This window comes from Catenulispora pinisilvae (assembly GCF_015356865.1).
In the GTDB taxonomy this organism is placed as follows: domain Bacteria; phylum Actinomycetota; class Actinomycetes; order Streptomycetales; family Catenulisporaceae; genus Catenulispora; species Catenulispora pinisilvae.
Genome location: NZ_JAAFZA010000062.1, coordinates 1 through 26,694 on the forward strand (window position 1 = coordinate 1; position 26,694 = coordinate 26,694).

At 69.7% G+C, this 26,694-nt stretch carries 21 protein-coding genes and 1 pseudogene; 12 read left to right on the plus strand and 10 right to left on the minus strand.

Going from position 1 to position 26,694, the window contains the following annotated elements:
* Window positions 1–232: hypothetical protein (locus tag IZR01_RS18885; RefSeq protein WP_228559758.1), on the minus strand; the 232-nt coding region annotated here is incomplete at its 3' end.
* A gap of 112 nt (window positions 233–344) precedes the next feature.
* Between IZR01_RS18885 and IZR01_RS18890 the strand changes: the two genes are divergently transcribed.
* The 4 genes from IZR01_RS18890 (at window position 345) to IZR01_RS18905 (ending at window position 7,868) form a co-directional block, all read left to right on the plus strand.
* The gene (locus tag IZR01_RS18890) at window positions 345–1,262 is read left to right on the plus strand and encodes a LysR family transcriptional regulator (RefSeq protein WP_194899798.1); all 918 of its coding nucleotides are present in this window, start codon (window positions 345–347) and stop codon (window positions 1,260–1,262) included.
* 265 nt (window positions 1,263–1,527) lie between these two features.
* On the plus strand, window positions 1,528–2,508 hold the full coding sequence (locus IZR01_RS18895; protein WP_194899796.1) for a helix-turn-helix transcriptional regulator: 981 nt from the start codon (window positions 1,528–1,530) through the stop codon (window positions 2,506–2,508).
* A 453-nt stretch (window positions 2,509–2,961) separates the two neighbouring features.
* The gene (locus IZR01_RS18900) at window positions 2,962–6,570 is read left to right on the plus strand and encodes a choice-of-anchor D domain-containing protein (protein WP_194924584.1); all 3,609 of its coding nucleotides are present in this window, start codon (window positions 2,962–2,964) and stop codon (window positions 6,568–6,570) included.
* 473 nt (window positions 6,571–7,043) lie between these two features.
* Window positions 7,044–7,868: a polysaccharide lyase family 7 protein gene (locus tag IZR01_RS18905; RefSeq protein WP_194899253.1), complete on the plus strand. Its 825-nt coding sequence runs from the start codon at window positions 7,044–7,046 to the stop codon at window positions 7,866–7,868.
* 37 nt (window positions 7,869–7,905) lie between these two features.
* On the opposite strand, the gene IZR01_RS54285 is transcribed toward IZR01_RS18905, so the two are convergent.
* The 5 genes and pseudogenes from IZR01_RS54285 to IZR01_RS18925 form a co-directional block, all read right to left on the minus strand.
* A complete protein-coding gene (locus tag IZR01_RS54285; protein WP_194924585.1) occupies window positions 7,906–8,553 on the minus strand; it encodes a TetR/AcrR family transcriptional regulator in 648 nt (215 codons plus the stop codon).
* Window positions 8,554–8,564: 11 nt separating this feature from the next.
* Window positions 8,565–9,069, minus strand: a pseudogene (locus tag IZR01_RS54290) (SDR family NAD(P)-dependent oxidoreductase); the annotation flags it as partial.
* 46 nt (window positions 9,070–9,115) lie between these two features.
* Complete coding sequence (locus IZR01_RS50710; RefSeq protein WP_228559760.1) at window positions 9,116–9,604, minus strand: SMI1/KNR4 family protein; 489 nt, start codon at window positions 9,602–9,604, stop codon at window positions 9,116–9,118.
* 23 nt (window positions 9,605–9,627) lie between these two features.
* Window positions 9,628–9,870 (minus strand): hypothetical protein, encoded by a 243-nt coding sequence (locus tag IZR01_RS18920; protein WP_194899250.1) that lies wholly within the window; start codon window positions 9,868–9,870, stop codon window positions 9,628–9,630.
* Between the two features lie 96 nt (window positions 9,871–9,966).
* A complete protein-coding gene (locus tag IZR01_RS18925; RefSeq protein ID WP_194924586.1) occupies window positions 9,967–10,668 on the minus strand; it encodes a TetR/AcrR family transcriptional regulator in 702 nt (233 codons plus the stop codon).
* 167 nt (window positions 10,669–10,835) lie between these two features.
* On the opposite strand from IZR01_RS18925, the gene IZR01_RS18930 reads away from it, so the two are divergent.
* On the plus strand, window positions 10,836–12,455 hold the full coding sequence (locus IZR01_RS18930) for an MFS transporter (protein ID WP_194924587.1): 1,620 nt from the start codon (window positions 10,836–10,838) through the stop codon (window positions 12,453–12,455).
* A gap of 307 nt (window positions 12,456–12,762) precedes the next feature.
* Entirely contained in the window at window positions 12,763–16,701 is a 3,939-nt protein-coding gene (locus IZR01_RS18935; protein ID WP_323747040.1) for a glycoside hydrolase family 3 C-terminal domain-containing protein, read from the plus strand.
* A 142-nt stretch (window positions 16,702–16,843) separates the two neighbouring features.
* Here the strand turns inward: IZR01_RS18935 and IZR01_RS18940 are convergent, their stop codons facing one another.
* Window positions 16,844–17,791, minus strand: coding sequence for a threonine/serine dehydratase (locus tag IZR01_RS18940; RefSeq protein WP_194924589.1), 948 nt, complete (start codon window positions 17,789–17,791; stop codon window positions 16,844–16,846).
* A gap of 299 nt (window positions 17,792–18,090) precedes the next feature.
* Here IZR01_RS18940 and IZR01_RS18945 point away from each other — a divergent pair, with 299 nt between their 5' ends.
* From IZR01_RS18945 to IZR01_RS18970, 6 genes are read left to right on the plus strand one after another with little or no spacing between them, the layout of a single operon-like run.
* Window positions 18,091–19,371, plus strand: coding sequence for an ATP-binding protein (locus IZR01_RS18945; RefSeq protein WP_194924590.1), 1,281 nt, complete (start codon window positions 18,091–18,093; stop codon window positions 19,369–19,371).
* Window positions 19,372–19,374: 3 nt separating this feature from the next.
* Entirely contained in the window at window positions 19,375–19,785 is a 411-nt protein-coding gene (locus IZR01_RS18950) for a roadblock/LC7 domain-containing protein (RefSeq protein ID WP_194924591.1), read from the plus strand.
* Window positions 19,782–20,129, plus strand: coding sequence for a DUF742 domain-containing protein (locus IZR01_RS18955; protein WP_194924592.1), 348 nt, complete (start codon window positions 19,782–19,784; stop codon window positions 20,127–20,129). Before IZR01_RS18950 ends, IZR01_RS18955 begins: the two co-directional genes overlap by 4 nt.
* Window positions 20,107–20,700 carry a GTP-binding protein gene (locus IZR01_RS18960; protein ID WP_194924593.1) on the plus strand — a complete coding sequence of 198 codons (594 nt, stop codon included), beginning with the start codon at window positions 20,107–20,109 and terminating at the stop codon, window positions 20,698–20,700. Before IZR01_RS18955 ends, IZR01_RS18960 begins: the two co-directional genes overlap by 23 nt.
* Window positions 20,701–20,750: 50 nt before the next feature.
* Window positions 20,751–21,920 (plus strand): cytochrome P450 family protein, encoded by a 1,170-nt coding sequence (locus IZR01_RS18965; protein WP_194924608.1) that lies wholly within the window; start codon window positions 20,751–20,753, stop codon window positions 21,918–21,920.
* 57 nt (window positions 21,921–21,977) lie between these two features.
* Entirely contained in the window at window positions 21,978–23,201 is a 1,224-nt protein-coding gene (locus IZR01_RS18970; RefSeq protein ID WP_194924594.1) for a cytochrome P450 family protein, read from the plus strand.
* A 167-nt stretch (window positions 23,202–23,368) separates the two neighbouring features.
* On the opposite strand, the gene IZR01_RS18975 is transcribed toward IZR01_RS18970, so the two are convergent.
* From IZR01_RS18975 to IZR01_RS18985, 3 genes are all read right to left on the minus strand, one after another.
* Window positions 23,369–25,072, minus strand: coding sequence for a family 43 glycosylhydrolase (locus IZR01_RS18975; protein ID WP_194924595.1), 1,704 nt, complete (start codon window positions 25,070–25,072; stop codon window positions 23,369–23,371).
* Window positions 25,073–25,792: 720 nt separating this feature from the next.
* On the minus strand, window positions 25,793–26,245 hold the full coding sequence (locus tag IZR01_RS18980) for a hypothetical protein (protein WP_194924596.1): 453 nt from the start codon (window positions 26,243–26,245) through the stop codon (window positions 25,793–25,795).
* Window positions 26,246–26,306: 61 nt separating this feature from the next.
* Entirely contained in the window at window positions 26,307–26,444 is a 138-nt protein-coding gene (locus IZR01_RS18985; RefSeq protein ID WP_194924597.1) for a hypothetical protein, read from the minus strand.
* Window positions 26,445–26,694 lie beyond the last annotated feature (250 nt).

Below are 26,694 nucleotides of genomic sequence, written 5' to 3' on the forward strand. Positions count from 1 at the left end.
CTTCGGGGCGGCGGGCTTGGCGGATGGCCTGGTAGGTGGTGGGGGCGCTCAAACTAGCCGCGGCGCGGGCGGTGCTCGCGGAGGGCACTGTGCCCTCGGCGGCGTTCCCGCTGGTGGCGGTGCGGTCGGCGATGGCGCCGGTCGGTGCGGTGTGGCTGGCGGCGTGGGCGGCGCTCGTGCCGGCGGGGGTCGCGGCGGTCTTTTCAGCGTCGGCGGTCGGGCTCGTGTTCATGACCATGATCGTAGGGAGCGCCGCTGGTCGTGAGCAGAGCGCCGGGTTTCTGGATCCCGGCGTTCCATGAACGCGCTTCATGATCCGGCCGCCGCGGCCTAGAGTGATCGGCATGACCGATCTCGCCCCCTCGGAGCTGCGCCTGCTCGTCGCCGTGGCGCGCACCGGGAGCTTCACCGCCGCCGCCGAGGCTACCGGTACCAGCCAGTCCGCGGTGTCGCACGCGGTGCGGACTGTCGAGCGCAAGGTCGGTGCCGTGCTGTTCGAGCGCGGGCGCACCGGCGCGCGGCCGACGGCGGCGGGGGAGCGGGCCGTGGTGCGGGCGCGGCAGGTGCTGCGGCAGTTGGAGTTGCTGGGGGCTGAGGCGCGTGGGGCTGAGCGGGGCACGGTCTCCGGCACGCTGCGCGTCGCGGCGTTCCGGAGTGCGGCGGCGGTGTTGTTGCCGCCCGCGCTGAAGGGGCTCGCGGCGCAGTATCCGGGCGTGGAGCCGCGGGTGTTGGTGGTGCCGGAGCTGGGGGCCGGGACCGTCGGTGAAGTGGAGGAGGGGCGCGCGGATTTGGCGATCGCCACGTTGGACGACGACGCGCCGACGCCGGACGGCATGGTGGTCGGCGAGCTGCTGCGGGAGCCGTACGTGCTGGCGTACCCGTCCGTGCACAAGGAACCCCGCGGCCTGCCGGCGATCGACTGGCCGGAGAACTGTTCCTCGTACACGCGTGATTGGTGGCGGCGCCAGGACTTCCTGCCGAAGGCGACGTTGGAGGTCGCCGACGACGGCGTGGTGTTGTCGATGATCGCGCAGGGCGTCGGGATGGCCGTCCTGCCCCGGCTGACGGTCACCGGCCCGGTCCCCGGAGTGACGGTGACCAGCCTCGGCCCCGACGGACCGACCCGCCGCATCGTCAGCGTGGCCACCCGCGCCGACGCGAAGGCGGCGGCGCCCCGGGAGTTGGTGCGGCTGCTGCGTGGTGTGGCGCGGGAGATGCTGGTCGGCCAGGTACCGGCTGACGGCTACCGGACGCCTGCCTGACAGGTCCCGGGGGCAGCGCGGGAACGGTTCGGCCGGGTGCCGCCCCACGCCACCCGGCCGTCCCCCCCCCATCAGGGCCTTGTCGGTCCTGACAGGTGATGTTTCCAGCCCCGGACGGGCCCGGGGAAGGGACGGCTGTCGGCCCGAACGTGCCATGGCACGATCGGGTCACGTATCCTCACGCGCGCGGGCGGGACACTCGGCGGCGCGATCGCCGGTGGCGGGACGCCTATCGGACGTGGCACCTATCGGAACTGGGAGTCGGATGCTGCAAGGACTGGGCCTCGACGCGGTATCGGAACAGGTCTATCGAGCGCTGCTGGCCGAGCCGGCGCTCGAGTACGCGGCCCTGGCCGAGTCGTCGGGCCTGACACGGGAACAGGTCATCGCGGCCCTGGACCGACTCGCCGAACTGGCCCTGCTGCGCACGTCCCGGCAGAACCCGGACCGGTGGCATCCGGTCAGTCTGGAGCGCGGCGTCGCGGCACTGCTACGGCGCCAGGAAGCCGAACTCGCGGCGCGCCGCGAGGCCCTGCTGGCGGGCCAGGCGGCCGCGGTGGCGTTCAACGAGTCGGTGGCCCGGCGCCGATCACGGATGCCCGGCGGCGTGGAGCAGATCACGTCGCTGGACGACATCCAAACGCTGATGGAGTCGCTGCTCTACGCCGCGGACACGGAAGTCTGCTCGATCGTCCCGAACGTGATGCCCGCGGAGGCGTTGCAGGCCTCCCGTCCACTCGACGAGGACCTGGCCGCGCGCGGCGTCCGGTTGCGGATCCTGTGCCACGAAGCCATCCGCTCCAACGCGGCCGCGCTGGCCTACGAACGCGCGCTGCTCGCCCTCGGCGCGCAGGTCCGCACCGCCGCGGTGGTGCCGATACGGCTGCTGGTCGTCGACCGCACCAGCGCCGTGGTGCCCTTCGACCCGGAGTCCCGGGAGACCGGCGCGATCCTGACCACCGCGCCCGGCATGGTCAGGGCGTTGTGCGAACTGTTCGACCGGCTGTGGGACGGCGCCGTCCCGTTGGAGCCCACGCCGCCCTCCGATGCGGCCACCGGTTTGACCGACTCCGAAGCCGAGCTGCTGAAGCTGCTCTCCGGCGGTCTGACCGACGAGGCCGCGGCCAAACGTTTGGGCGTCTCGGTGCGGACGGTGAAGCGCCGCATGGAGGATCTGATGCGCCGCCTCGAAGCCGGCTCGCGATTCGAGGCCGGGGTGCGTGCGGCCAAGCGCGGCTGGCTGTAGACGCTGATCCGGTAAGGGGTGGCCCGGTTAGCGCCGACCCCGGCGAGGGCCGGCCCGGTTACCGCTGACCCCGGCGAGGGCCGACCCGGCTGGCGCTGATTCGGCAAGCGCTGACTCGGTAGATGTCGATTCGGTAAACGCTGATCGGGTCCGGCCGATCGCCCACGCCCGGCCGATCGCGCGCCGCGCTGATCAGGTCCGGCTCCGCCGACGCGTCGAGTCCGGCCGGCCACGTCCGGCCCGGTCGATCAATCAACACCCTGACCTGCGAGTTCATCCCCGGCCGCCCGCGCATCGTGATTTTTCATCGAACAGCAAACTCTTTGCAGCACTGGCACCAGGATATTGCGCGCAAGTGTCGCCAGCGTTACGCTCCGCCTGCGACATCCCCCCAACGGGCCGCACCCCACGGCCCGTCCCCCGCACGGTGCCCCATCGAAGGAGCCCTTTGTGATGTCCAGATCCGCATGCGCCGGGATCCCCGGCGCGCGTAAGCGCCCCGCTCGACGCGCCCTGGCCGCCGCCCTCGGCACGGTCCTGGCCACCGCCGGCGCCCTGGTCGCCCTCGCCGCCTCGCCCGCGGCCGCGGCCGGGGCCACCGGCGGTGGCGGGGCGAGCCTGCCCTATGTGGAGGTGGAGGCCGCGAAGGCGGCCACCACCGGTACCTTGATCGGCCCCAGTTTCAGCCAGGGCCAGCTGGCCGACGAGGCTTCCTATCGTCAGGCCGTGACCCTGGCCGGGAACGGCTCGGGGCAGAGCATCACCTTCACCACGCCGGTGGCGACCGACTCGATCGACGTCCGGTACAGCATCCCGGACAGCTCCGACGGCTCGGTCTACACCGCGCCGCTGTCGCTGTACGTCAACGGGACCAAGCAGTCCGACCTGTCGCTGACCAACGCCTACAGCTGGTACTACGGCAGCTATCCGTTCACCAACACCCCGAGCAGCGGCAACCCGCACCACTTCTACGACGAGGTGCACCAGCTGTTCAACACCACCTACCAGGCCGGAACCACCTTCAAGCTCCAGGTCGATTCCGGGGACAGCGCCTCGTCCTACACCGTCAACTTCGCCGACTTCGAGAACGTCGGCCCGGCGCTGACCCAGCCGGCCGGCTCGGTGTCCGTGACCAGTGAGGGTGCTGACGCCAGTGGCGTCAACGACTCCACCAGCGCCTTCAACGCCGCCATCGCGGCGGCCGGCGCGGGCGGGACGGTGTGGATCCCGCCGGGCAGGTTCAACATCCCCGGCCACATATCCGTGAACAACGTGACGGTCGCCGGCGCGGGCATGTGGTACTCGACGGTGATCGGCACGGCGCCCGGCTTCTACGGCGACTCCGCGCCGAACCCGAGCACCAACGTGCACCTGTCGAACTTCGCCATCTCCGGCAACGTGCAGGAACGCGACGACAGCGCCCAGGTCAACGGGATCGGCGGCGCGATGAGCGATTCGACCGTGTCCGACATCTGGATCGAGCACATGAAGGTCGGGGCCTGGATGGACGGCCCGATGGACAAGCTGACCTTCAGCGGCATGCGGATCCGGAACACCACGGCCGACGGCATCAACTTCCACGGCGGCGTGACCAACTCCACCGTGACGAACAGCGACATCCGCAACACCGGTGACGACGGCATCGCGACCTGGGCCGACTCCGGCATCGGGGCGGACGCCAACGACACGATCTCCAACAACACCGTCTCCGACCAGCAGCTGGCCAACGGCATCGCGATCTACGGCGGCCACGACAACACGGTCTCCGGCAACCTGGTCGTGGACACCGGCATCACCCAGGGCGGCGGCATCCAGGTCGGCCAGCGCTTCAGCTCCACGCCGGTCGGCACCACCACGATCGAGAACAACACCCTGATCCGGGACGGCAGTCTGGACCCGAACTGGCAGTTCGGGGTCGGCGCGCTGTGGTTCGACGGGAGTCAGGGGGCGATCACCGGGCCGATCAACGTCAGCAATGCCCTGATAGAGCAGAGCCCGTTCGAGGCCGTCCAGTGGGTCGAGGGCACGGTCAGCGGCGTCAGCCTGAACAACGTGACGATCGCCGGCACCGGCACCTTCGCGATGCAGGAGCAGACCGGCGGCGCCGCGACGTTCCAGAACGTCACCGCCACCGGCGTCGCGCAGGCCAACGCGGGCAACGCGCCCAGCTACAGCTGTGAGGGCAACTCCTTCGCGATCACCGACAACGGCGGCAACTCCGGCGTGAGCCCGACGCAGTGCGTCACCACGAGCCCCGCCCCGGTCTTCCCGCCCTACCCGGCCAGCAGCGTCAGCACCAGCCCGGGTTCGCTGAACTTCGGCTCGGTGGCCACCGGGGCGACCAGCGCGGCGCAGACCGTGACGGTGTCCAACCCGACCGGCTCGGCGGCCTCGGTGTCCTCGATCGCGGCCGGCGGCGACTTCGCGCAGACCGACAACTGCGGCTCCTCGATCGCGGCCAACGGCTCCTGCACGGTGAACGTCACCTTCACGCCGAGCGCTTCCGGGGCCCGCTCCGGCAGCCTCACCGTCAACGCCGGCGGCGTCACCGACACCGTCTCGCTGTCCGGCACCGGCATCGCGCCGGGACCGGTGCTCAACGCCAACCCGGCCAGCCTGGCCTTCGCCCGCACCGCGGTCGGCGCCTCGGCCGGGCCGCAGACGGTGACCGTCACCAACACCGGCACCAGTGCGGCGAGTGTGTCAGGGGTCTCCGTCACCGGTGACTACAGCCAGACCGACAACTGCTCCTCGATCGCCGTCAACGCCTCGTGCAGCGTGACGGTCAAGTTCACCCCGACCGCCGGCGGTGCGCGGACCGGCACGCTCACGGTCGCCAGCAACGCCACCAACACCCCGACGACCGTGGCGCTCAGCGGCACCGGCGTCGACGGCACCGTGAACCTCGCCGCCGGGCAGCCGGCCACCGCGAGTTCCAGCAACGGCACCTACGTGCCGGGCAACATCACCGACTCCGACCCGTCGACCTACTGGGAGAGCGCCAACGGCTCCTTCCCGCAGTGGGCACAGGTCGACCTCGGCCAGAACTGGAGCGTCGGCAAGGTGGTCCTGCGGCTGCCGCCGTCCACCGCGTGGAGCGCCCGCACCGAGACCCTGTCGGTGCTCGGCTCCACCGACGGCACCAACTTCTCGACCATCGTCGGCTCCGCCGGGTACAGCTTCGACCCGAACGCCGACAACAACACGGTGACGATCCCGTTCACCACCACGACCGCCCGCTACCTGCGGGTCAACATCACCGCGAACAGCGGCTGGTCGGCCGGTCAGCTCTCTGACTTCCAGGCCTACCTCGGCAGCGGCGGCGGCACCACCGGCCCGTCGATCGCGGCCAACCAGACCAGCCTGTCGTTCGGCAACCAGGCCGTCGGCAGCACCAGCGGCGCGCAGGCGGTCACGGTCGCCAACTCCGGCAACGGTGCGGCGACGATCTCCTCGATCGCCGCCACCGGCGACTTCGCGCAGAGCGACAACTGTGGCAGCTCGCTGGCCGCGGGTGCGTCCTGCACAGTCAACGTCACCTTCGCCCCGACCGCCTCCGGCGCCCGGACCGGCACGCTCAGCATCGCCAGCAACGCCCCGAACAGCCCGGCGACGGTCGCCCTGACCGGCACCGGCGGGTCCGCCACCACCGATCTGGCGCTCAACCAGCCGACGTCGGCCAGCGGCTCCACGCAGAACTACGCGCCGGCCAACGCCGTCGACGGCAACACCAGCACCTACTGGGAGAGCGCGGACAACGCGTTCCCGCAGTGGATCCAGGTCGACCTCGGCGCGGCCAAGAGCGTCAGCAAGATCGTGCTCGACCTCCCGCCGGCGACCGCCTGGGCCACCCGCACCCAGACGCTGTCGGTGCTCGGTTCCACCGACGGCAGCACCTTCTCGACCGTCGTCGGATCGGCGAACTACACCTTCAACCCTTCGACGGGGAACACCGTGACCATCACGTTCTCCTCGACCAGTACCCGGTATCTGCGGCTGAACTTCACCGCGAACACCGGATGGCCGGCCGGGCAGCTCTCGGAGTTCCAGGTCTTCCAGTGACAGTGCTCTGAGTTCTCTGCTCTGAGCTCTCGTGCTCTGAGCTCTCGTGCTCCGAGCTCTCATTGGGTGGCGCGGCTTTCGGCCGCGCCACCCATCACGTTCATGGATGTCGTTCATATCCGTGAACTGCGAAAGATGCCCGCCGAACGCCCTCGCGAGCCTGAGCGGTCTGACGGGCGCTTCGCAGGACCGGTCCAGGGCTCGCGCACGGATGATGGCGCGGATCTGACGCTGGTTATCGAAGCGCTCTGAGGCCCAGCAGTCAACAGCCTTAACTCGTTTGTTTCACGAAGTTAGTCACCATTGGCGATGCTATGTCAGTTCACGAATATGAATCAGAATCAGTATCGCGAACAATTTTACCGACGCTTGACCCTTCGGCCCTTGCCCGCCATGTCCCGGCCGCTGACGATGAACTCGCGCTTCGTACGGACCGGACAGTGCCACCGCCCCACTCCGAAGGGAAAGTCCTGATGTTCAGAGGCGCATCACCCAAGCTCCTGGCCCTGACCGCGGCCGCGACCGTGATCTGCACCGGCGCCGCGGTCGTCGTGACGTCGACGGCGGCCCAGGCCGCCCCGGCGGCGGCTTCCGTCGCTCAGCCCCACCTCAGCACGACGGTCGCACCCGGCGGCAACTTCAACCTGTCCGTCTGGGAGCTCCAGGAGCCCGTCGGCTCGCCCGGTTCCCCGCGTACGATCCCGTCCTCGAAGCTGGTGGGGGCCAAGGGGTATCAGGATACGTACTTCTACACCGACAAGTCCGACGGCGCCATGACGTTCTGGGCGCCGGAGAAGGGCGTGACCACGCCCAACTCCAACTACGCGCGCTCGGAGCTGCGGGAGCTGAACAGCGACGGCAGCACCGCGGACTGGGCGCTGCCGGGCAGCCACCAGCTCCAGGCCACCCTGCGCGTGGACTCGGTGACCGACCACGTCTGCGTCGGCCAGATCCACCTCGGCAGCGGTGGTTCCTCGACCAAGCCGCTGGTCGAGCTGTACTACTACAACAACGGGAACATCATCCTGGGCACCGAGAACTCGCCCTCCGGCGGGCAGACGACGCACAGCATCGCCAACGTGCCGGTCGGCAAGCAGTGGAGCTACACGATCGCGGTCACGGGCGGGAACACCGTCGTGCTGACGGTGAACGGCAAGACGACGAAGTACTCGATCCCGTCGTCGTTCGACGCGTACCACATGTACTTCAAGGCCGGTTCCTACAACCAGTCCTCGTCGAGCAGCACCACGAAGGGGGCCCGCGTCGGCTTCTACGCGCTGACCGTGCACCACGGCTGACCGTGCCGCGTCACGGCTGACCCGCTCAAGCTCAGCGTCAGCCTCGCGCCCGGGCCCGGTCTTCGCCGGGCGCGGGTGCGGGTGCGGACTCGCCGAGCCGGCGCAGGTCGCCGATGGCCAGGTCCAGGGCGGCGCGCAGATGGTCGGCCCGGCCGGTGGCCTGCAGGATCATCACGCCGCCCTGGACCGCCGCCAGCAGTGCCGCCGCCCGCTCATCGACGTCCAGGTCGGCGGGCAGGTGCCCGGCCGTACGCAATGCCCTGATGCCGACCGCCAGGTACTCCTGCCAGCGGCGCATCAGCTCGATGACGACGGCGCGGGCACCGGGAGTGCTTCGCCCGAGGTAGAGCGCCAGGGTCCCGAGCAGGCAGCGCTCGCCCTGCTCCTCGTAGTGGCGGACCGTCACGTCGCGCCACTGCTGCCACGCCTCCCAGCTGTCCGGGCATCCCAGATACGGCTGCTGGACATCCAGCACCTGGTCGGCCTCGTACTGCGCCACCGCGAGCAGCAAATGGTCCTTCCCGTCGGGGAAGTAGTGGAACAGCTGGCTCTTGCTGGTGTGGCTGCGGGCCATGACGTCTTCGAGGGTGACACCCTCGATCCCGGACTCGCGCAGGACCTCGGCCGCGGCCTCGATGACGCGGCCGCGGGTGGCTTGTCCTTTCGCCGTCAGCTCTTTGGGCACTGTTCCCACCTCTAGGCGGCGATCACGGCGACCGCGGTCCGCCCGCCGTCCACGTCCACGTCCAGCACGATGCCGTGGACGAACGCTGACTCGTCGGCTGCCAGGTACACCGCGGCGCGCGCGATCTCCGGGCCGGCCCATCCGCCCGGCCGGCGTCCCGTTCATCATGGCCTCGCCGGGATGGGACTGGTCCGGCCAAGGTTCCAGCACCACGCCCGGGGAGATCGCGTTCACCCGCACCCCTTGCGGGCCGAACTCGGCGGCCCAACTTCGGGTGAGGGTTTCCATGGCGCCCTTGGAGGAGCTGTAGAGCGCTCCGACCGGAACCGCCAGCCGCGCGATCCACGATCCGAGGTTGATGACGGCCCCGCCGCCGGCCGCCGCCATCGCCGGCGCGATCTCGCCGGTGAGGAAGAACGGCGCCTTCACGTTCACCGCGTAGACCTCGTCGAAGGTCTTCTCGTCGGTGGCCGCCGTGGTGTCGCCCGGGAAGATCCCGGCGTTGTTGACCAGGATGTGGTGAGGGGCTTGCTGTGAGCGCGTGCTGGTTCTGCGACGGGCGCTACTCCCGGCCGAACTCGCGCCGGAGGCGAACCGCCTCGGGAAGGTGATCGAACATCTCCCGCAGCCAGTCGGTGAAGGTCCCCTCGCTTTCGGCGAGGGGCGTCTGCTCGGCGTAGACCCAGAAATGCGGGTCGTCCTTTGCCAGGTCAGAGGCTCTGAAATAGAAGAACAGATACCCCTGGAAGGTCTGGAGCACAAAGGCTTCCGCAAAAGGTGTGAAGTCCTGCTGATGATCGTCGACGACTATTTCTCGCGCGACATCCTTCGCGCCCAGCAGCCAGTCGTAGTCCCACTCGCCGGAGGTGGAGAGCCAGTAGGGGTTCCTGCCGCCCCAGGCAAGAAACTCGCGATAGGCCCGGGGCAGCTCTGTGACGCCCTGCGCACGCATCAAGGCGGCGATCTCATCCTCGGAGCAGCCCTGTACCGCAGTCCGCGCCACCAACCCCTGCTCTATCAGCGGCTCGGTCAGGTCGGACAAGAAACTCACGGTCGAGAGTGTAGGGCGCCGCGTTACAGTCCGAACGCCTCTTTCGTCTTGGTCCGCTGGGCGTGCGCCACCCCGCGCAGCACTTCGTAGCTGCGGCCGTCCATGGTCGACACCACGATGACGTCGTGGCCCTGGCGCTCTTCGACCGTGGTGATGGAGGCGCGCGACAGCGAGATGTTGTCGTTGAGGAGCACGCGGAACGGCGCCTTCAGATGAATCGTGTGTTCGTCGAAATCGGTCACGGTCCAGCGCTTGTTGTCGGTCATGCCTGTTAGCGTCGCGCCGACGGGCGGTGCTGTCGGTGTGGGTGGGCCGTTCGGGTGTGTCGGCGGGGCGGTGGCGTAGAAATTCCTGGCGGTGGCTCAGTTCTCGGGGCCGCCGGGGAGTTGGGCGCGCAGGCCGTCGATGAGGCGTTCGACGCCGAAGGAGAACAGTTCCTTGGTGTCGCCGGACTTCTTCACCGCGATCAGCGACATGATGTTCGGGTACTGCGCGGCGGTCGTCGTTCGGCAGGCCGCGGACAGCTCCGATGCGGCATCGGGCTCCCGGTGCGGTGCCTTCGGCACTTGTTCCTGCAGGACGTAGCCCTGGACGTAAGTGGAGATGGTGAGGGTGGCCCGGGCGGCGACCGCGTCGGAGAAGCCCGCCTGGTGCAGCCGGCTCAGCATGACGTCCAGGACGTAGAGCAGGTTCGGGCCGGGGGTGCGGCGGCCGGCCATCAGGCGCGCGGCGTCGCGGTTGGCGTGCAGGTGGCGGTAGTAGGCGTGGGCCGCTTCGCGCAGGCAGTGCTCCCAGTCCCCGGTGGTGGCCAGCTTGCGGGCGTCCCAGACCACGCTGTCGGCGAGCAGGTCCAGGAGTTGTTCCTTGTCCTGCACGTGGTAGTAGAGCGAGGCGGCGCGCACGCCCAGCTCGGCGGCCACTTTGCGCATCGACAAGGCGTCCAGCCCCTCGCGGCGCAGGACGGCCAGACCGGCCGCGGCCAGTGCTTCGCGGGTGATGGCCGGTGCCTTGGCCGCCGCTCCGGCCCGCGGTGAGCGGGCCGAGCCGTTGTCCGCCGAAACCACTCGGGCCTCCTCGTCTCCGTGCGCCGTCGTCGTGTGTCGTCGTCAGGTGGCGTCGGCTCACAGACTTGCAGTCTAACGCTGTTAGTGGGAACCTAACGGCGTTAGGCAGCCGTCGCGCGGTGGCTCCGGCCCGGCGCGGGCCCCGCCGCGCCCCAGGAGGGGGCACCATGGCCATTCCGGAACAGAGAAACGGCGGGACCAGGAGCGGTCCCGAACTCCAGGCGGCTCCGGGGGAGCCGACCTCACGTCGCAAAGCCCTGATCCTCGGCACGCTGTGCATCACGCTGTTCATGGCCATGCTGGACAACGTCGTGGTCAACACCGCGCTGCCGAGGATCGGCTCGCAACTGCACGCCGGCGTCACCGGCTTGCAGTGGGTGGTCGAGGGCTACAGCCTCCTCTACGCCGCGTTGCTGCTGACCGGCGGCACGCTCGGCGACCGCTTCGGCCGCAAGCGGGTGTTCCTGGCCGGGGTGGTCGGCTTCACGCTCGGCTCGATGCTCTGCGCGCTGTCCGGCTCGATCGGCGAACTCCTCGCGGCCCGCATGGTGCAGGGCGTCGGCGCGGCGATGCTGACCCCGGGCAGTCTGTCGATCATCCGCAACACCTTCCCGGAGCCGCGCGAGCGGGCCCGGGCCATCGGCCTGTGGTCCGGGATCTCAGGGCTCGGACTCGCCCTCGGCCCGGCCGTCGGCGGCCCGCTGGTGGACGCCTTCGGCTGGTCCAGCGTCTTCTGGATCAACGTGCCGATCGGCGCGGTGGCCCTGCTGGTGGGCTGGCGGGTGCTGCCGGAGTTCCACGACGGCCGCGACCGCTTCGACGTCCCCGGTCAGATCACCGGCGCCCTCGGCTTCGGTGCGCTGGTGTTCGCGCTGATCGAGGGGCCGGGTTCGGGGTGGGGGAGCGTCCGGGTGCTGACCGCCGCGGCGATCGCGCTGCTGGCCCTGGTGTCCTTCGTCGTCATCGAGGCGACCCGGGCGACGCCGATGCTCGACCTGTCGTTCTTCCGGGACCGGGTGATCTCCGGCGCTCTGATGAGCGGGTTCATGGTGAGTTTCGGGATGTTCGGCGCGCTGTTCTTCCTGCCGCTGCTGATGCAGGACGTCTACGGCTGGTCGCCGACGATGGCCGGTGTCGGTTCGCTGCCGGCCACCGCCTCGATCATGGCGGCGGCCCCGGTCGCGGGCATCGTCACCGGCCGGCTCGGTCCGCGCCCGGCCCTCGTGACCGGTCTGCTGTTGTGCGCGGCGTCCGTGGGCGGTCTGTCGCTATACGGTCTCGGCGCGCATTACGGAAGCTACGTGTGGACGCTGCCGGTGATGGGCCTGGGCATGGGCCTGTCCTTCGCGCCGGTGTCCGTCGCGGTGCTCGAACGCGTTCCGGCGCCGAAGGCCGGCATCGCCTCGGCGGTGACGAACACCATGCGCGAGGTCGGCGGCGTGGTCGGCGTCGCCACCCTCGGCGCGATCCTCACCAGCCGGATGACCGGGCTGCTCGGCCACAAGCTGCACGCCCTCGGGATCGACGCCGGACACTCGCACCAGGTGGTCGGCGCGGTCACCGACGGCGGCGCGGGCGGGATCACGGCCAGCCGCGCGCTGCCGCCGCCGCTGCGCGACACCGTGGACTCCTCCTTCGTCCAAGCCCTGCACCTCGCGCTGCGCAGCGGTGCCGGTCTGCTCGCCCTGGCCGCGATCGCCGCCTGGCTGCTGTTGCGGGCCAAGGCGGACCGGCCGGCGTTGGCTCAGCCTTCTGAGGTTGCCGCGCCGTCCGGCTCCGCGGTGTGATCCCATATCAGAGTGCTGCTGAGGTGCCGCGCGGCACCCGCACGTCCCGGAACCGGTAACGGATGCGGTTCCGGGATCGGTTCCGGAACCGGTTCTTCATTGACACCTGGTAACCCGCGCGCAATATTCAAGCCGAGTAAGGGCGCCCTCCCGTCGAAGTCGTACGAACCCTGACACCGTCCCGGCCCCACCGGGCGTGATCAGCCGTGCGATCCACCGGAACGAAGGGACAGCAATGAGGCTCCTGACACCCGCTCGGCGGCCCAGGCCGGCGCGCGGCAGACCGGGCTCGTCGCAAAGACGGCCGGTGTTCCGTACCCTGCTGGCGGTGGCGGCGTTGTTCGTCGCGCCGCTGGCCGCCCTACCCACCGCGGCGCACGCGGCCACCGGTGCCCCGTTCGGCGGGACGGCCGCCGCCGTGCCCGGTCCGATCCAGGCCGCGAACTACGACACCGGCGGCCAGGGCGTGGCCTACAACACGGCCCCGGGCAACGGCTCGGCCAACAGCTACCGCGCCGACGGCATCGACCTGGAGAGCACCGCCGACACCCTGGGCACCAGTCCGGCCGGTGGCGCTTACGACATGGGCTGGACAACGCCCGGTCAGTGGTTCGACTACACCGTAAACGTTTCCACCGCGGGCACCTACAGCGTCGCCTTCCGGCTGTCCTCGCCCTACGGCATCACCGACGCGCTGCACATCGCCGACGCCTCGGGCACCAACCTGACCGGCTCGGTCGCCGTCCCCAACACCGGCGGCTACGAGACCTGGGCCACGGTCACCGCCAGCCTCACGCTGCCGGCCGGCATCCAGACGCTGACTGTGAAGCAGGACTCGAACGGCTTCAACTTCCACAACATGGCGTTCACCCTGACCACCAGCGGTGGCGGCGGTGGCGACAAGCCGTTCGGCGGGACTCCCGCGGCCGTGCCGGGCACGGTCCAGGTCGCCGATTACGACACCGGCGGGCCGAACGTCGCCTACAACGTGACCGCGGCCAACGGCACGGCCACCGGCTACCGGACGGACGCGGTCGACCTGGAGAACACCAGCGACACCCAGGGCACCAGTCCGGCCGGCGGCGCCTATGACATGGGCTGGACGAACGCCGGACAGTGGTTCGACTACACGGTCCAGGTGGCCACCAGCGGTGTCTACACGGTGAGCTTCCGGGTGTCCTCGCCATACGGGGTCTCGGACGCGTTGCACATAGCGAACGCTTCCGGGGCGAACCTGACCGGCTCGGTCGCCGTCCCCGACACCACCAGCTACGCGACCTGGACCAACGTCACCGCGAGCATCACGCTGGCGGCCGGGGCCCAGACGCTGACCGTGAAGCAGGACTCGAACGGCTTCAACCTGCACTTCCTGGCCTTCACCCAGGGCTCGGGCGGCGGCGGTCCCGGCCCGAACCAGTACTGCGGCACCCAGGACCTGGCGATGGACCAGCCGACCACCGCGTCCTCGGTCTATTCGGCGACCGCCAACCCGCCGTCCGCCGCCACCGACGGCGACCCGGGCACCCGCTGGGAGAGCGCCTACAGCGACCCGCAGTGGCTCCAGGTCGACCTCGGGAACCAGCAGCAGATCTGCAACATCGGCGTCCTGTGGGAGAACGCGTACGCCTCGGCGTTCCAGATCCAGGTCTCCAACGACGCCACCAACTGGACGACGGTGTACTCCACGACCACCGGCACCGGCGGACACCAGACGGTCCCGGTCTCCACGACCGACCGGTACGTCCGCCTGTACGGCACGACCCGCGCCACTCAGTGGGGCTATTCGGTGCTGGAGTTCGACGTCTACGGTTTGACCAACACCCCGCCGGTCACGGGCGGCAACGGCAACGGCGGCAACGGGGTCTGCCCGTGGGTCGGTTCCACCGCGCCGGTCGCGCAGCGGGTCCAGCAGGTGCTGAACACGATGGACCAGGCCGAGGAGCTGACGCTGGTCGCCGGGGACGGCACCACGAACTACATCGGCCACGTCGCGGGCATCCCCAACCTGTGCGTCACGCAGATGAACCTGGAGGACGGGCCGTCCGGTGTCGGTGACGGCAACGGCGGCGTGACGGCGTTCCCCGACGGCGAATCCGCCGCGTCCACCTTCGATCCCGGCCTGATCCAGCAGGAGGGCACGGCCAAGGGCGCCGAGTTCGCCGGCAAGGGCGTCGACATCGCGCTCGGCCCGACGACGAACGTGGTGCGCGACCCGCGCTGGGGCCGGACCTACGAGACCTACGGCGAGGACCCGTTCCTGGCCGGCCAGATCACCTCGGCCGAAGTGCAGGGTTTGCAGGGCCAGGGCGTGATGGCGATGGTCAAGCACGTCGCGGCCTATGACCAGGAGCAGTACCCGAACGGCGGGAACAACGAAACCGTTGGCCAGCAAGCGATGCAGGAGCTGTATCTGGCTCCGTTCCAGGCAGCGGCCGAACAGTCCGCACCGGCCTCGATGATGTGCTCCTACGCCGTGGTCAACGGTGCCTCGTCCTGCGCGAGCGCCCCGATGCTCCGCAACGGCCTGGACACGCAGGCGAACTACGGCGGCTTCATCGCCTCCGACTGGGGCGCCGCCGGCCCGGCCGTCGCGGACGCCAACGGCGGCCTGGACATCGCCATGCCGTTCAACTCCTACGCCACCAACCTGGGCAACGCGCTGGCCGCCGGCCAGTTCGACCAGACCACGCTGAACTCCATCGTGGCCCGGATCCTGACCCAGATGTTCGCCTTCGGGCTGTTCGACAACCCGCAGACCGGCTCGCTGTCCGCCACGGTGACCACCGCGGCGCACCAGCAGACGGCGCTGCAACTGGGCGAGGAGGGCACGGTCCTGCTGAAGAACAACGGGCTGCTGCCGCTGAACCCGAAGCCGGCCACGGCGCAGAGCATCGCGGTCCTCGGCACCGACGGCGGCGCCGCGGTCGAACTGGCCGGCGGCGGTAGCGGCGGAGTGGACAGCTCCAACACCGTGTGGCCGGTGACCGGCATCCAGAACGCGGTCGGGCCGAACGTCACGGTGACCTACACCGCCGGCGACGACAACGGGACGACGAACATCCCGCAGGCCGTGGCCGCGGCGAAGGCCGCGACGTACGCGATCGTCTTCGCCAGCGCGCCGGAGGGCGAGGAGAGCGACCTGAAGACGCTCGACGTGTCCGCCGCCGACGAGACGATGATCGCCGACGTGGCCGCGGTGAACCCGAACACCATCGTGGTGCTCAACAGCGGTTCGCCGGTGGTCATGCCGTGGCTGAACTCCGTGGCCGGGGTTCTGGAGAACTGGTACGGGGGCCAGGAGACCGGCGCCGCGGTCGCCGCGCTGCTGTTCGGCACGGTCAACCCGTCCGGCAAGCTGCCGATGACCTTCCCGAGCAGCCTGAGCCAGGTCCCGGCGCAGACCACCGCGCAGTGGCCCGGTACTCCGACCGGCCCGATCTACAGCGAGGGCGTCGACATCGGCTATCGCTGGTACCAGTCCCAGAACATCACGCCGGCTTTCCCGTTCGGATACGGCTTGTCCTACACCAAGTTCTCCTTCTCCAACCTGTCCGTCGGCTCGTTCAACTCCGACGGAGGGGCCACGGTGACCGCGACGGTGACCAACACCGGCTCGGTGGCCGGCGCGGAGGTGGCCCAGATGTACGTCGGCGACCCGGCCGCCAGCCAGGACCCGCCGAACCAGCTGGCCGGCTTCCAGCGGGTGATGCTCAACCCGGGACAGAGCGCGACGGTCAGCTTCCCGCTGACGATCCACAACCTGGCGTCGTGGTCGACCGCCGACAACCAGTGGGAGGCCCAGGCGGGCAGCTACGCGATCCGGGTCGGGGACGCGTCGAACAACCTGCCGCTGACCGGTTCCACCTCGCTGGCGAACACGCTGACCGGCCAGGTCGCCGCGGGCGCCGCCAGCGCCGGGGTGTCCCTGGCGAACACCGCGGTCAGCTCGAACGTCACGCCGAACTCCGGCGTCCCGGGCGCGGAGACGGTCGGCGTCGCCAACCCCTTCGGCTACAGCAGCCCGAAGGGCGCGGCGGTGTCGTTCGCGATGCAGGCCGCGGACTCCAACCAGGCGCAGACGCTCACCTACACGGCGACCGGGTTGCCGCCCGGCGTCAGCATCGGAGGTAACGGCACCTTCTCCGGCGCCGGGACCACGACCGGCACCTACACCGTGACCGTGACGGCCACGGATACGGCCGGGGTGTCCGGCACGGCCACGTTCGTGTGGTCGGTCGTGCAGTGAACTCGATAGTGCGGTAACAGAAGTGCGGTAGCGGAAATCGCCGCGGTAACAGAAAACGCCGTGCCGGTCGGGCTTGGGGCCTCGACCGGCACGGCGACTGTTCGGTTCGCAGATTGTTTCTCAGAGATCTGTTAGAGATCTGTCAGAGGTCTGATGGATCGGTGTTCGCGCCGCACAGCACGACGGCGATCCGCTCGCCCTCGCGCGGGGTGTACCGGCCGGACAGTAGAGCCGCCATCGCCGCCGCGGCGCCGTGTTCCACCGCCACCCGCCGGTGCTCCCACAGCGCGGAACGGGCCGCGACGATCTCCTTGTCGGAGACCAGGACGGAGGTCGCGAGCGGGTCGGTGGCCAACCGGTAGGCGGTCTGCGAGACGCGGCGCGCGCCGAGCGAGTCGGACGCGACCGAGTCCACGTCGACATCGGTCGGGCCGCTGGCGGCCAGTGCCGCGTTGAGGGCCCGGCAGTTCTCGGGCTCGACGGCGACGACGCGGACCCCGTGCGGGAACATCGCGGCCGCGGTTCCGGCGAACAGACCGCCGCCGCCGACGGCGACCATGACGGTGTCGATGTCCGGGACCTGTTCGCGGATCTCGGCGGCGCAGGTCCCGGCACCGGCGGCGATCAGCGGATGGTCGTAGGCGTGGGAGAGCAAGGCCCCGGTGGCCTCGGCGTATTCGATGGACGCTTCCAGCGCGTGCGCGTAGACGGTTCCTCTCAGCCGCACGTCCGCACCGAGCGCCCGCAGCCTGTCGACCTTCACGGCCGGTGCGGTCTCCGGCACGAAGACGGTGACCTTGGCCCCCGCGGCGCGTCCGGCCCAGGCCGCGGCGATCGCCGCGTTGCCGCCGGAGGCGATCGCGATGCCCTCGGCCGGCATCGTGCCGTTCTCCTGGTGGTACAGCGTGAGGTTGAGCGCGCCGCGGGCCTTGAACGAGCCGCCGTGCTGCATGAACTCGTACGCCAGCCAGACCGGGGCGTTCGGGACGGTTCCGGAGTCGGCGGGGGCGACGGCCACGCGGCGTACCCGGGAGGAGACGCGGTCGGCGGCGGCTTCGACGTCGGACTCGGTGATGGCCTCGCTGCTCAAGCTCAACTCCTTGCTGAGGCGGTGCGGATCGTTGTACCGGCTGGTACCCCGGCCGCGGTTTCAACCGTATCGACCGGGGACCGGGGACCGGGAGTCGCAGCGCCCGGGGACGTCCGGCGAGGCGCCAGGGGGAACAAGTTGTCGAAGGCCGGATCCTCTGTGGAATCTGGACCGCTGCGCTATTGTCAGGGAGCGTAGATGCCCCGGTACGCTGCGGGCGCGTCAGCGCAGGCGACAGCGTGTCCGTCCGGGCTGGGACCTTCGCCGATCTCACGAGTAGACCTGATTGAGAAGGCCGAATGAATTCTGAGATAGCGCTTTGGTGCGCGGGCGGCGCCCTCGTGGTCGCGATCGCGTTCGCCGTGTACAAGGCCCGGAGCGCCGGGCGGCTGCGGGCGCGAATAGCCCGGCTGGAGCAGGCCTGCGCGGCCCGGGACGCCGCGGTGGCGCAGCTGGCCGCGATCGGTCTGCCGACCGCCGCCGACTTGGCGGACGACTCCCGCCCGGCCCGTTCCGCTCCCGCCCTGGCGCCGATCCTGGCCGGGACGCCGTTCGCCGACAGCGCGGCGGTACTGGCCCAGCGGTACACGGTCGGTCTGGGCGAACTCCAGGTCGCAGTCGCGGAATCGGTGCGGCACAAGGCGCAGGACGAGGCGCGGCAGACCACTGAGTCCTCGGTGCGGTCCTTCGCCGAGACCGTGGTCAGCCTCGGGGCGAACCTGAGCAAGGTGGTCGCCCAGGCCATGCGGCAGCACCGCGGCCAGGAGACCTTCGAGACCCTCACCCTGATCGACCACACGGTCCAGCAGATGATCCGGCAGGCCCAGTCCTACGTCGTGGTCTGCGGCGGGCTGCCCGGCCGGCGCTGGCCGAGCCAGGCGATGACCGACGTGGTACGCGGGGCGATGGGCCGGATCCAGGACTACCAGCGGATCCGGCCGCGGGAACTGGACCGGCAGGTGATCGGCCAGGCCGTCGAACCGGCCGTGCACGCGGTCGCCACGTTGCTGGACAACGCCGCGCGCTACTCCCCGCCCGGGTCGTTCGTGGACGTCACATTCCAGGAAGGCCACCACGGCGTCACGATCATCGTCGACGACGCCGGGGTCGGCATGAACAGCGAGCAGCTGGACGCCGCGCGCCGCGTCCTGTCCGGCCAGGAGCCGGCGGACCTGCACAGGTTCGGTCCGCACCCGAAGATCGGCTTCCCGACGGTCGCCGCGCTCAGCAAGCGCTACGGATTCCAGGCCTCGGTCGACGGATCGAGCAGTCCGTTCGGCGGGACGCGGGCGGCGCTGTTCATCCCCGAAGCCCTGCTCGCCGCCGACGCCGCCGACGTCCTGGAAGCCGCCCCGGGCGCGGCGCCGGAGCCCGAACCCGAGCCGCCGGAGGCCGCCGAGGTGACCGGTGCCGGACTGCCGCGCCGGCGTCGGCACATCGCGACCGCGGACACCCAGCCCCTCCCTCCGATTCTGAGTACGTCGGCCCCGCGGCCCAGTGTCGCCGCGGCGTGGCAGAGCGGTGTGCACAGCGCCGATGACGCGGCCGCGCCGTCCGACCCCGCAGAAGGGACCCGATAGCCCGTGAGCACCACCGCCCCGCCGGCTGACGGGAACAACAAGTTGACGTGGATGCTCAGCAGCCTGGACCTGGAAGGGGTCCGCTACTCGGTCCTGATCTCCGGGGACGGGCTGCGCATGGCGCATTCGGAGACCATCACCCGCGACGCGGCGGACGCCTTCGCCGCGGCGATCAGCGGGGTCCAGTCGCTGGGCAAGGCCCTGGCCGGGATGTGCGGCGATGAGGACAACCGGCTGCGGCAGAACCTGATCGAGTACGACCAGGCGCTGGTGCTGGTCACCGCCGCGGGGCAGAACGCGATGCTGGGGGTGTGCGCCGAACCCACCGCGGACGCCGGGCTGATCGTCCACCGGATGAACGATCTGGCCTCGCGCCTCGGCAATGAGCTCAGCAGCCAGACCCGCCGGCCATGACCCGGCCGCGGCGCGATCCGGACCTGGTGCGCGCGTACGTCGTGACCGGCGGCGTCCTGCGGCCCAGCCGGGACGTGGGGCTGGTGACCCTGCTGGTCGCCCAGGACGTCCCGGGCCAGGGGCTGGCCCCCGAACAGCGCCGGGTACTCGGGGTGTGCAGCCGGCACGGCGCCCTGTCCATCGCGGAGATCGCCGCGCACCTGGACCTGCCGCCGTCGGTGGTCACGATTCTGGCGGCGGCCCTGATGGACTCCGGGCACCTCGCCGTCCCCACCCCGGTCGCCGACGTCCCCGACATCGATGTGCTGAAAGAGGTGCTTCGTGGGCTCCGCCAACTTGTCTGAGGTCGCGTATCTGCCGGGCACCGTCACCCGGTCGGTGAAGCTGCTCGTCGCCGGACACTTCGGCGCCGGCAAGACCACCTTCGTCGGCAGCGTCTCGGAGATCCGGCCGTTGCGCACCGAGGAACCGATCACCGAGGCCAGCGTCGGCGTCGACGACCTGGCCGGGCTGCCGCGCAAGGCCTCGACCACCGTGGCGATGGATTTCGGCCGCCGGACGTTCGGGGGAGTGGCGCTGTATCTGTTCGGCACCCCCGGGCAGCAGCGGTTCCTGCCTATGTGGGACGAACTCGCGCGCGGCGCGGTCGGCGCCCTGGTGCTGGTCGACACCCGGCGGCTGGACCACTCCGACGAGATCCTGAGCGCGGTGGAGAAGCGCGGCCTGCCCTACACGGTGGCGGTCAACGAGTTCGACGGCGCCCGCCGCTACCCCTCGGAGGAGATCCGGCAGGCGCTGGACCTGGCCCCCTCCACCCCCCTGACCGTCTGCGACGCCCGTGACCAGGCCTCGTCCGCCAAGGCGCTGATCGTGCTCGTCGAACACCTCACCAGCCGACCGGAGACGCTCGCGTGACCACCCAGACAACCGCCGCCGCCGCGACCGCCGCGAGGGCGCGGGTCCCGATGTATACGCCGGAATTCGCCGCCGACCCGCATGCCGCGTACGAGGAGATGCGGCGGCGGCACGGCTCCCTGGTGCCGGTGCTGCTGGATCCGGACGTGCCCGCCACGCTGGTGATCGGCTACCACACGGCGGTCCAGATCCTGCACGACCCCGAACGCTTCCCCGCCGATCCGCGCCGTTGGGAGGCGGGCCTGGCCGCGGACAACCCGGTCCGGCCGATGATGGAGTGGCGGCCGAACGCCTTGCGCAGCGCGGGGATGGAGCACGCCCGGTACCGCGGCGCGAACGTGTTCAGCCTCGGCGGTGTCGACCTGCACGGGCTGCGCACGGTGGTGCAGGACGTGGCGATCGGCTTGATCAACGAGCTGTGTCAGGCCGGTGAGGCGGACCTGATCACCCAGTACGCCTTCCCGCTCGCGTTCCAGGTTCTCAATACCCTGCTGGGCTGCCCGCCGGAGATCGGGGAGCGGGTCGCGAAGGGGATGGCCTCGATCTTCGAGGGGATCGATGCCGAGGCCGGCAACGCGATGCTGGCCGCGGCGTTGGCCGAGCTGGTGTTGCTGAAGAAGGCGCATCCGGCGAACGACGTCACCAGCCGGCTGCTGCAACACGAGTCGGGGCTGGACGTCACCGAGATGGTGCATCAGCTTGCTTGTATCTACGGGGCGGGGATCGAGCCCCAGCAGAACCTGATCGCCAACACGCTCCTGCTGATCCTCACCGACGAGCGTTTCTCCGGCGACGTGCTTGACGGGAACCTGGCTGTCCGCGACGCTCTGGACGAGGTGTTGTATCAGGACCCGCCGATGGCCAACTATGCGATCTCCTATCCCCCCTACCCCGTGCAGATCGACGGGGTCTGGCTGCCTGCCGACCAACCGGTGCTGATCAGCATGTCCGCGTGCAACAACGATCCGGCGATCGCTTCGGACCAGCGGACCGGGAACCGGGCTCATCTCGCGTGGAGCATCGGGCCGCATGCTTGTCCGGCGCAGCCGGCCGCGTATCTGATCGCCCAGGCCGCCATCGACCAGATTCTCGACGCCCTGCCGGAGATGGAGCTCGCGGTTCCCGCCGATCAGCTGGTCTGGCGGCCTGGGCCCTTCGCACGGGCTTTGGCCGCGCTGCCTGTCACCGTCCCGGGGTCGCCGCCTATTCCGCTGCGCTGAATCTCTGTCATCTCATACCTGTCTGCCGTATGCCCGTTTGCCATGGAAGGCCCTCGCATGGACCAGAACGTCTTCACCCTCGACCCGACCGGCGGGAACCGCCACACCGAGGACGCGTATCTGCGGGCTCACGGTCCCGCGGTGCGCGTCGATCTGCTGGGGCAGGAGGTGTGGGCGGTCGCCGATCCGGGCGTGCTCAAGGCGCTCCTGGTCGATCCGCGGGTGTCCAAGGACGCGGCCCAGCACTGGCCGAAGTTCCCCGACGAGATCATCGGCAAGTGGCCGCTGGCGCTGTGGGTCGGCGTCAGCAACATGTTCACCGCCTACGGCGCCGACCACCGCAGGCTGCGCCGCCTGGTCAGCCCGGCGTTCTCGACCCGCCGCGTCGCCGCGATGACCTCGCGGATCGAGGAGATCACCGCCGAGCTGCTCGACACCGTCGCGGCCACCCCGGCCGGCCAGAGCGTCGACCTGCGCGAGAACTTCGCCGTCCCACTGCCGATCCAGGTCATCAGCTCCCTGATGGGCCTGCCGGTCAGCGCGCAGAAGGCCTTCCGCGGCCTCGTGGACGCCGTGTTCGACACCACCCAGTCGGCGCAGGAGGCGACCGAGAACGCCACGAAGCTGTACGGCGTCCTGGCCGACCTGGTCGCCGAGAAGCGCGAGAACCCGGGCGACGACATGACGTCCCTGCTGATCGCCACCCGCGACGACGAAGGAGACGGCTCGGCCCTGGCCGAACAGGAACTACTCGACACCCTGCTCCTGGTGGTCTCAGCCGGCTACGAGACCACCGTCAACCTGATCGACCAGGGCATCACCCTGCTCCTGACCCGCCCCGACCAGCGCGCGAAGCTGCAAGCGGGCCAAGTCGGCTGGCGCGACGTGGTCGAGGAGATCCTGCGCTTCGAGGCACCGGTGGCCAACCTGCCGCTGCGCTACGCGGTCGAGGACGTGGACCTACCCGGCGGCGTGACGATCCGCCAGGGCGAAGCCATCCTGGCCTCCTACGCAGCCGCCGGCCGCCACCCGGACCTGCACGGCGAGAGCGCCGACGAGTTCGACGTGGCCAGATCCCTCAAGGACCACCTGGCCTTCGGCCACGGCGTGCACTTCTGCCTCGGCGCGCAACTGGCCCGCATGGAAGCCGAGATCGCACTGCGCACGCTGTTCACCCGCTTCCCGGACCTCGCTTTCGCGACGGACGCGGAGCTGCGTCCGCTGGAGTCTTTGATCTCCAACGGGCATCAGGTGCTGCCGGTGGTGTTGCGGCCTGCGTGAGGCGCTGCGGCTTTGGTTCCCGGGGGCTGATGTGCTCGGGGACCGGGGAGATGGTTTTCAGAGCCGTCGTAGTAAGCGCTCGGCGCCGCTGACATTAGGCGGCACCCGCCCTTCAGCATTGGAAGGGCGGGGGCCGCACACTGTGCGCCTAATGTTGATTCGCCGAATTACCGCCCACCGGCCAGCTCCTGGACCGCCGGGCCGATCCGCGGCCAGGAGCCGCCTTTCAGCTCGAACGTTCCGGTGCTGTTTGTGCCGTACAGATCTGTGTCGGTGACTGCGAAGGCAGTACCCGGGGCGCCGGTGGGTGTCCACAGTCCGGCGCTGTTGTCGTAGTGGTTGATGTTCCCGGTGTTCGGGTCGGTCGCATACAGGTCGGTGCCGCCTGCGTAGAGGTGCGCCGCCGGACCGCCGATCTGGGTCCAGCCCGTCCCGTAGCCGACCCACTGCCGGACTGCGGAGTGGTCCGGCGCGAGCCCGAACAGCCCGATCGCATTGACGACGAACTCCGATCCGGGTCCGCCCGCCTGGCTCCAGTTGTTCGGTGTGCCGTTGTAGCGGTTGATGTTCCCAGTGTTCGGGTCAGTGGCGAACAGTTCGGCGCCGCCCGCGTAGAGGTGTGCCGCCGGACCGCCGATCCGGATCCAGCCGCTTCCGGTGTACTGCACGACTTGGGAGTGATCGGGCGCGAGGCCGTACAGGCCCACGGCGTTCACCGCGAACTCGGCTCCCGGTCCACCCACCGGGCTCCAGTTGTTCGGTGTCCCGTTGTACCGGTTGATGTTCCCAGTGTTCGGGTCAGTGGCGAAGACCCCGTAGCCGCCGGCGTAGAGATGCGCGGCCTGACCGCCTATGGCTGTCCACGACGTGCCGTCCCACTTGTCGACCGCTGTACCGCCCTGCGCCAGCGCGTACAGGTTCGATCCGGTCGCGGGCTCGTTGCGAAAGGTCAGCGGCGCGAGATAGACGCCGCCCGCGCCCCAGCCCGCTGAGCTCACCCACAGGTTGCCCGCGTTGTCCGGCACCACTTCGGCAGCGTGCGCGGCGATGTGCCCGACCTGGTCGGCCAGATCGAAGTGCAGCGGATCGGTGCTGGCGAACACGTCGGTGCCCGCGTAGTCGCCGCGTGGTCCGATGAACAGGTACCACATGCCATCGTGTTGGTACACGAACGGCGACTCGGTGGGCCCGGCACCGGTGCCGGTCGTCGGGTCGGTGTACGCGATGGCGCGGTCGCTCCAGTGGATCAGGTCAGTGCTGGTCCGGTAGGCGACGACATGGTTGCCGCCGGCCGGCGTGCTGGTCGCGTCGTAGTACATGACCCACTGCGAGCCGACGCGCGCGACCATCGGATCCCGGGCGTCGTAGCCGTCGGTGAATAGCGGGCCGGACGGCAAACGGGTCCAGGTGACGAGATCCTTCGAGGTGGCGAGGTTGATCTCCGAGTTCGTGTTGTCCGGGCCGCCGCCGCAGTAATACATGTAATACGTGTCGCCGACGTGGATGACGTGGGGAGCCCACAGGTGCGTTTCGTTATAAGGAGGCGTGGTGTCAACCGTCAGTGCGGGCGCTTGCTTGGTCCACGGCCCGTGCAGGTCCGGTGCGGTGGCGTGGGCGAACTCTGTCTCGTGCTCCGGATCGCCCGGTTCGGCGTGGGTGATGCCGAACAAGTGCCACTCGCCGCTGGAGTCCTGGACGAAGGTGTGGTCGTTGATGTACCACTGCTGCGAACCGACGCTGGGATCGTAAATCTTGGTGAAGGCGCCCGCGGTGACCCAGTCGGCGCCTTGTTGAAGCGCAGCGGCTGCATGCGGTGTGGCCGGTGTCTTCGGTGCCGCCGAGGCCTCGGCATCCGTCCCCGCCGCTGTCATGGCGAGTACCGCTGTGAGTGCGCCGAGCGCGGTACGTATACCGCGATGACGTTTCAAGACTCCTAGATGCATAACCTGTCTTGCCTCCTGTTGTAACGGTGCATGGATGCGGTGGCTGTGCGCACCGTGGCGGGCGACCTATCGGAGATCACGCTGCCGAAGTCGATCGCCCGCCTTGATAGTGTCGGCCGCCCCGCCGATCTCGAACAGCCGTTTCAGGTGAACCGCATGACCATGCTGCGGTCGGGGCCGGGCCGTACAGAGTGTCGCCGACCATTGCGAAGGTACAGCCGGGACCGCCGATCTGACCCCGGCCTTGGGCGTACGGCTTAAGCGGCGAAGGCCGTTGGGAACTCCAATGTCGTCAGCCTGACGAGAACAGGTGTCCAGTGGACGTCGGCAACGCCGGGGCGGGGACCCTTCGGCCTGGAGTGCGGGAAGGCCGAGGCTGCCCGCTTAGGGAGCGCCCTTCCCCGACCGCCCGAGGCCTATCCTGGTAGGCATGCCCGACACCGCGACCACCGACCAGACCTACATCGTCCGCACTCTGATTTGCTAGATAAGGACCCTGATTAATCTGGGGGAATGGCTCCGGGCCAGGTCTTCACGGGCTCGCGATGGTCGAGAACCCGACCGGTGATTGGCCAGTATGCGTATGCCTCTACCTGTCCAATCTGCGGTTCAGGTTGTCAGATAAGAACCCTCATCTATGTGGGTGTTTCATCCGTGGTGGTGTGTCCGTGGTAGAACACTATGCGCGCCGTTGGCATAGTCCTGCCACTGCCTTCCGGGGGCTATGGCAGACTGGCTATCCAGCATCAGGGGCAACATCGCGGTCCTGCTGGCGTCCGCGCAGCGGGAGCTCCGGTCGGCGAGTGCGCGGCGGGCCGCAGTCTCACCAGGGCAGCAGGTCGGCCCAGGGCGTTCGTGGCCGGTGTCGAACCCCATGGCGAGTACGTAGGCCAGCGCGGCTTGATCGGCGCGGACCGCGGCGGTCCATTCGGCGGTGACTTCGCCGTCCAGGTGCATGAGCCGGCCCAAGGCGGCCTGGCCCACGCACCATTCGCTGTCGGTGGCATCTACCGGCACGAGGGTGTAGCCCCGGCTCTGCCAGGCCACCTCGGCACGCCAGGAACGGCGGCGGAACCAGCCCCGGGCCGGACGCAGATTCACCGGCGTGCCGGCGACGGTCAGCAGCAGACGCCCTTGCTTGCGGGTGCCGATCAGCGCGTACTCAGTGGGTGTCGGCCTTGCCGGCGCGTTGGAGAACCGCAGTGGTGTCGTCGGCGGTGACCCGCGTTTCGGCCCGATCTTCCGTTCGGGTCAGGCGGATCGGGCCGAAGTAGGGGTCGCCGGTCTCGTGGGCCTGCATCTGCCCGTCCTCCTTTGCCGCGCCACCCATCGATGATCACCACAGTAGGTTCGGACGGGCTGGATGGCACGTCGCCGAGTTGCGGCGGATACCTGGCGGAGTCGGTGTCGACGCCGAATCGAATGCTCCGGGTGAGCGCCATCCCCATTGCCGCTCAGGCGCCGGTGGTTTCGCGGCCGCAACGGCGTCGGAACTTGAGCCCTGTCGTGGGTTCGTACACGTAGCGGCGGTTCCAAGGCGGCGGTGTGAC

What these genes read in the sequence shown, in the direction of transcription:
- IZR01_RS18890 (WP_194899798.1), top strand. Translation starts at nt 345, where the DNA reads ATGACCGATCTCGCCCCCTCGGAGCTGCGCCTGCTCGTCGCCGTGGCG.
- IZR01_RS18895 (WP_194899796.1), top strand. Translation starts at nt 1,528, where the DNA reads ATGCTGCAAGGACTGGGCCTCGACGCGGTATCGGAACAGGTCTATCGA.
- IZR01_RS18900 (WP_194924584.1), top strand. Translation starts at nt 2,962, where the DNA reads ATGTCCAGATCCGCATGCGCCGGGATCCCCGGCGCGCGTAAGCGCCCC.
- IZR01_RS18905 (WP_194899253.1), top strand. Translation starts at nt 7,044, where the DNA reads ATGTTCAGAGGCGCATCACCCAAGCTCCTGGCCCTGACCGCGGCCGCG.
- IZR01_RS18920 (WP_194899250.1), bottom strand. Translation starts at nt 9,870, where the DNA reads ATGACCGACAACAAGCGCTGGACCGTGACCGATTTCGACGAACACACG.
- IZR01_RS18930 (WP_194924587.1), top strand. Translation starts at nt 10,836, where the DNA reads ATGGCCATTCCGGAACAGAGAAACGGCGGGACCAGGAGCGGTCCCGAA.
- IZR01_RS18945 (WP_194924590.1), top strand. Translation starts at nt 18,091, where the DNA reads ATGAATTCTGAGATAGCGCTTTGGTGCGCGGGCGGCGCCCTCGTGGTC.
- IZR01_RS18955 (WP_194924592.1), top strand. Translation starts at nt 19,782, where the DNA reads ATGACCCGGCCGCGGCGCGATCCGGACCTGGTGCGCGCGTACGTCGTG.
- IZR01_RS18965 (WP_194924608.1), top strand. Translation starts at nt 20,751, where the DNA reads ATGTATACGCCGGAATTCGCCGCCGACCCGCATGCCGCGTACGAGGAG.
- IZR01_RS18970 (WP_194924594.1), top strand. Translation starts at nt 21,978, where the DNA reads ATGGACCAGAACGTCTTCACCCTCGACCCGACCGGCGGGAACCGCCAC.
- IZR01_RS18975 (WP_194924595.1), bottom strand. Translation starts at nt 25,072, where the DNA reads ATGACAGCGGCGGGGACGGATGCCGAGGCCTCGGCGGCACCGAAGACA.
- IZR01_RS18985 (WP_194924597.1), bottom strand. Translation starts at nt 26,444, where the DNA reads ATGCAGGCCCACGAGACCGGCGACCCCTACTTCGGCCCGATCCGCCTG.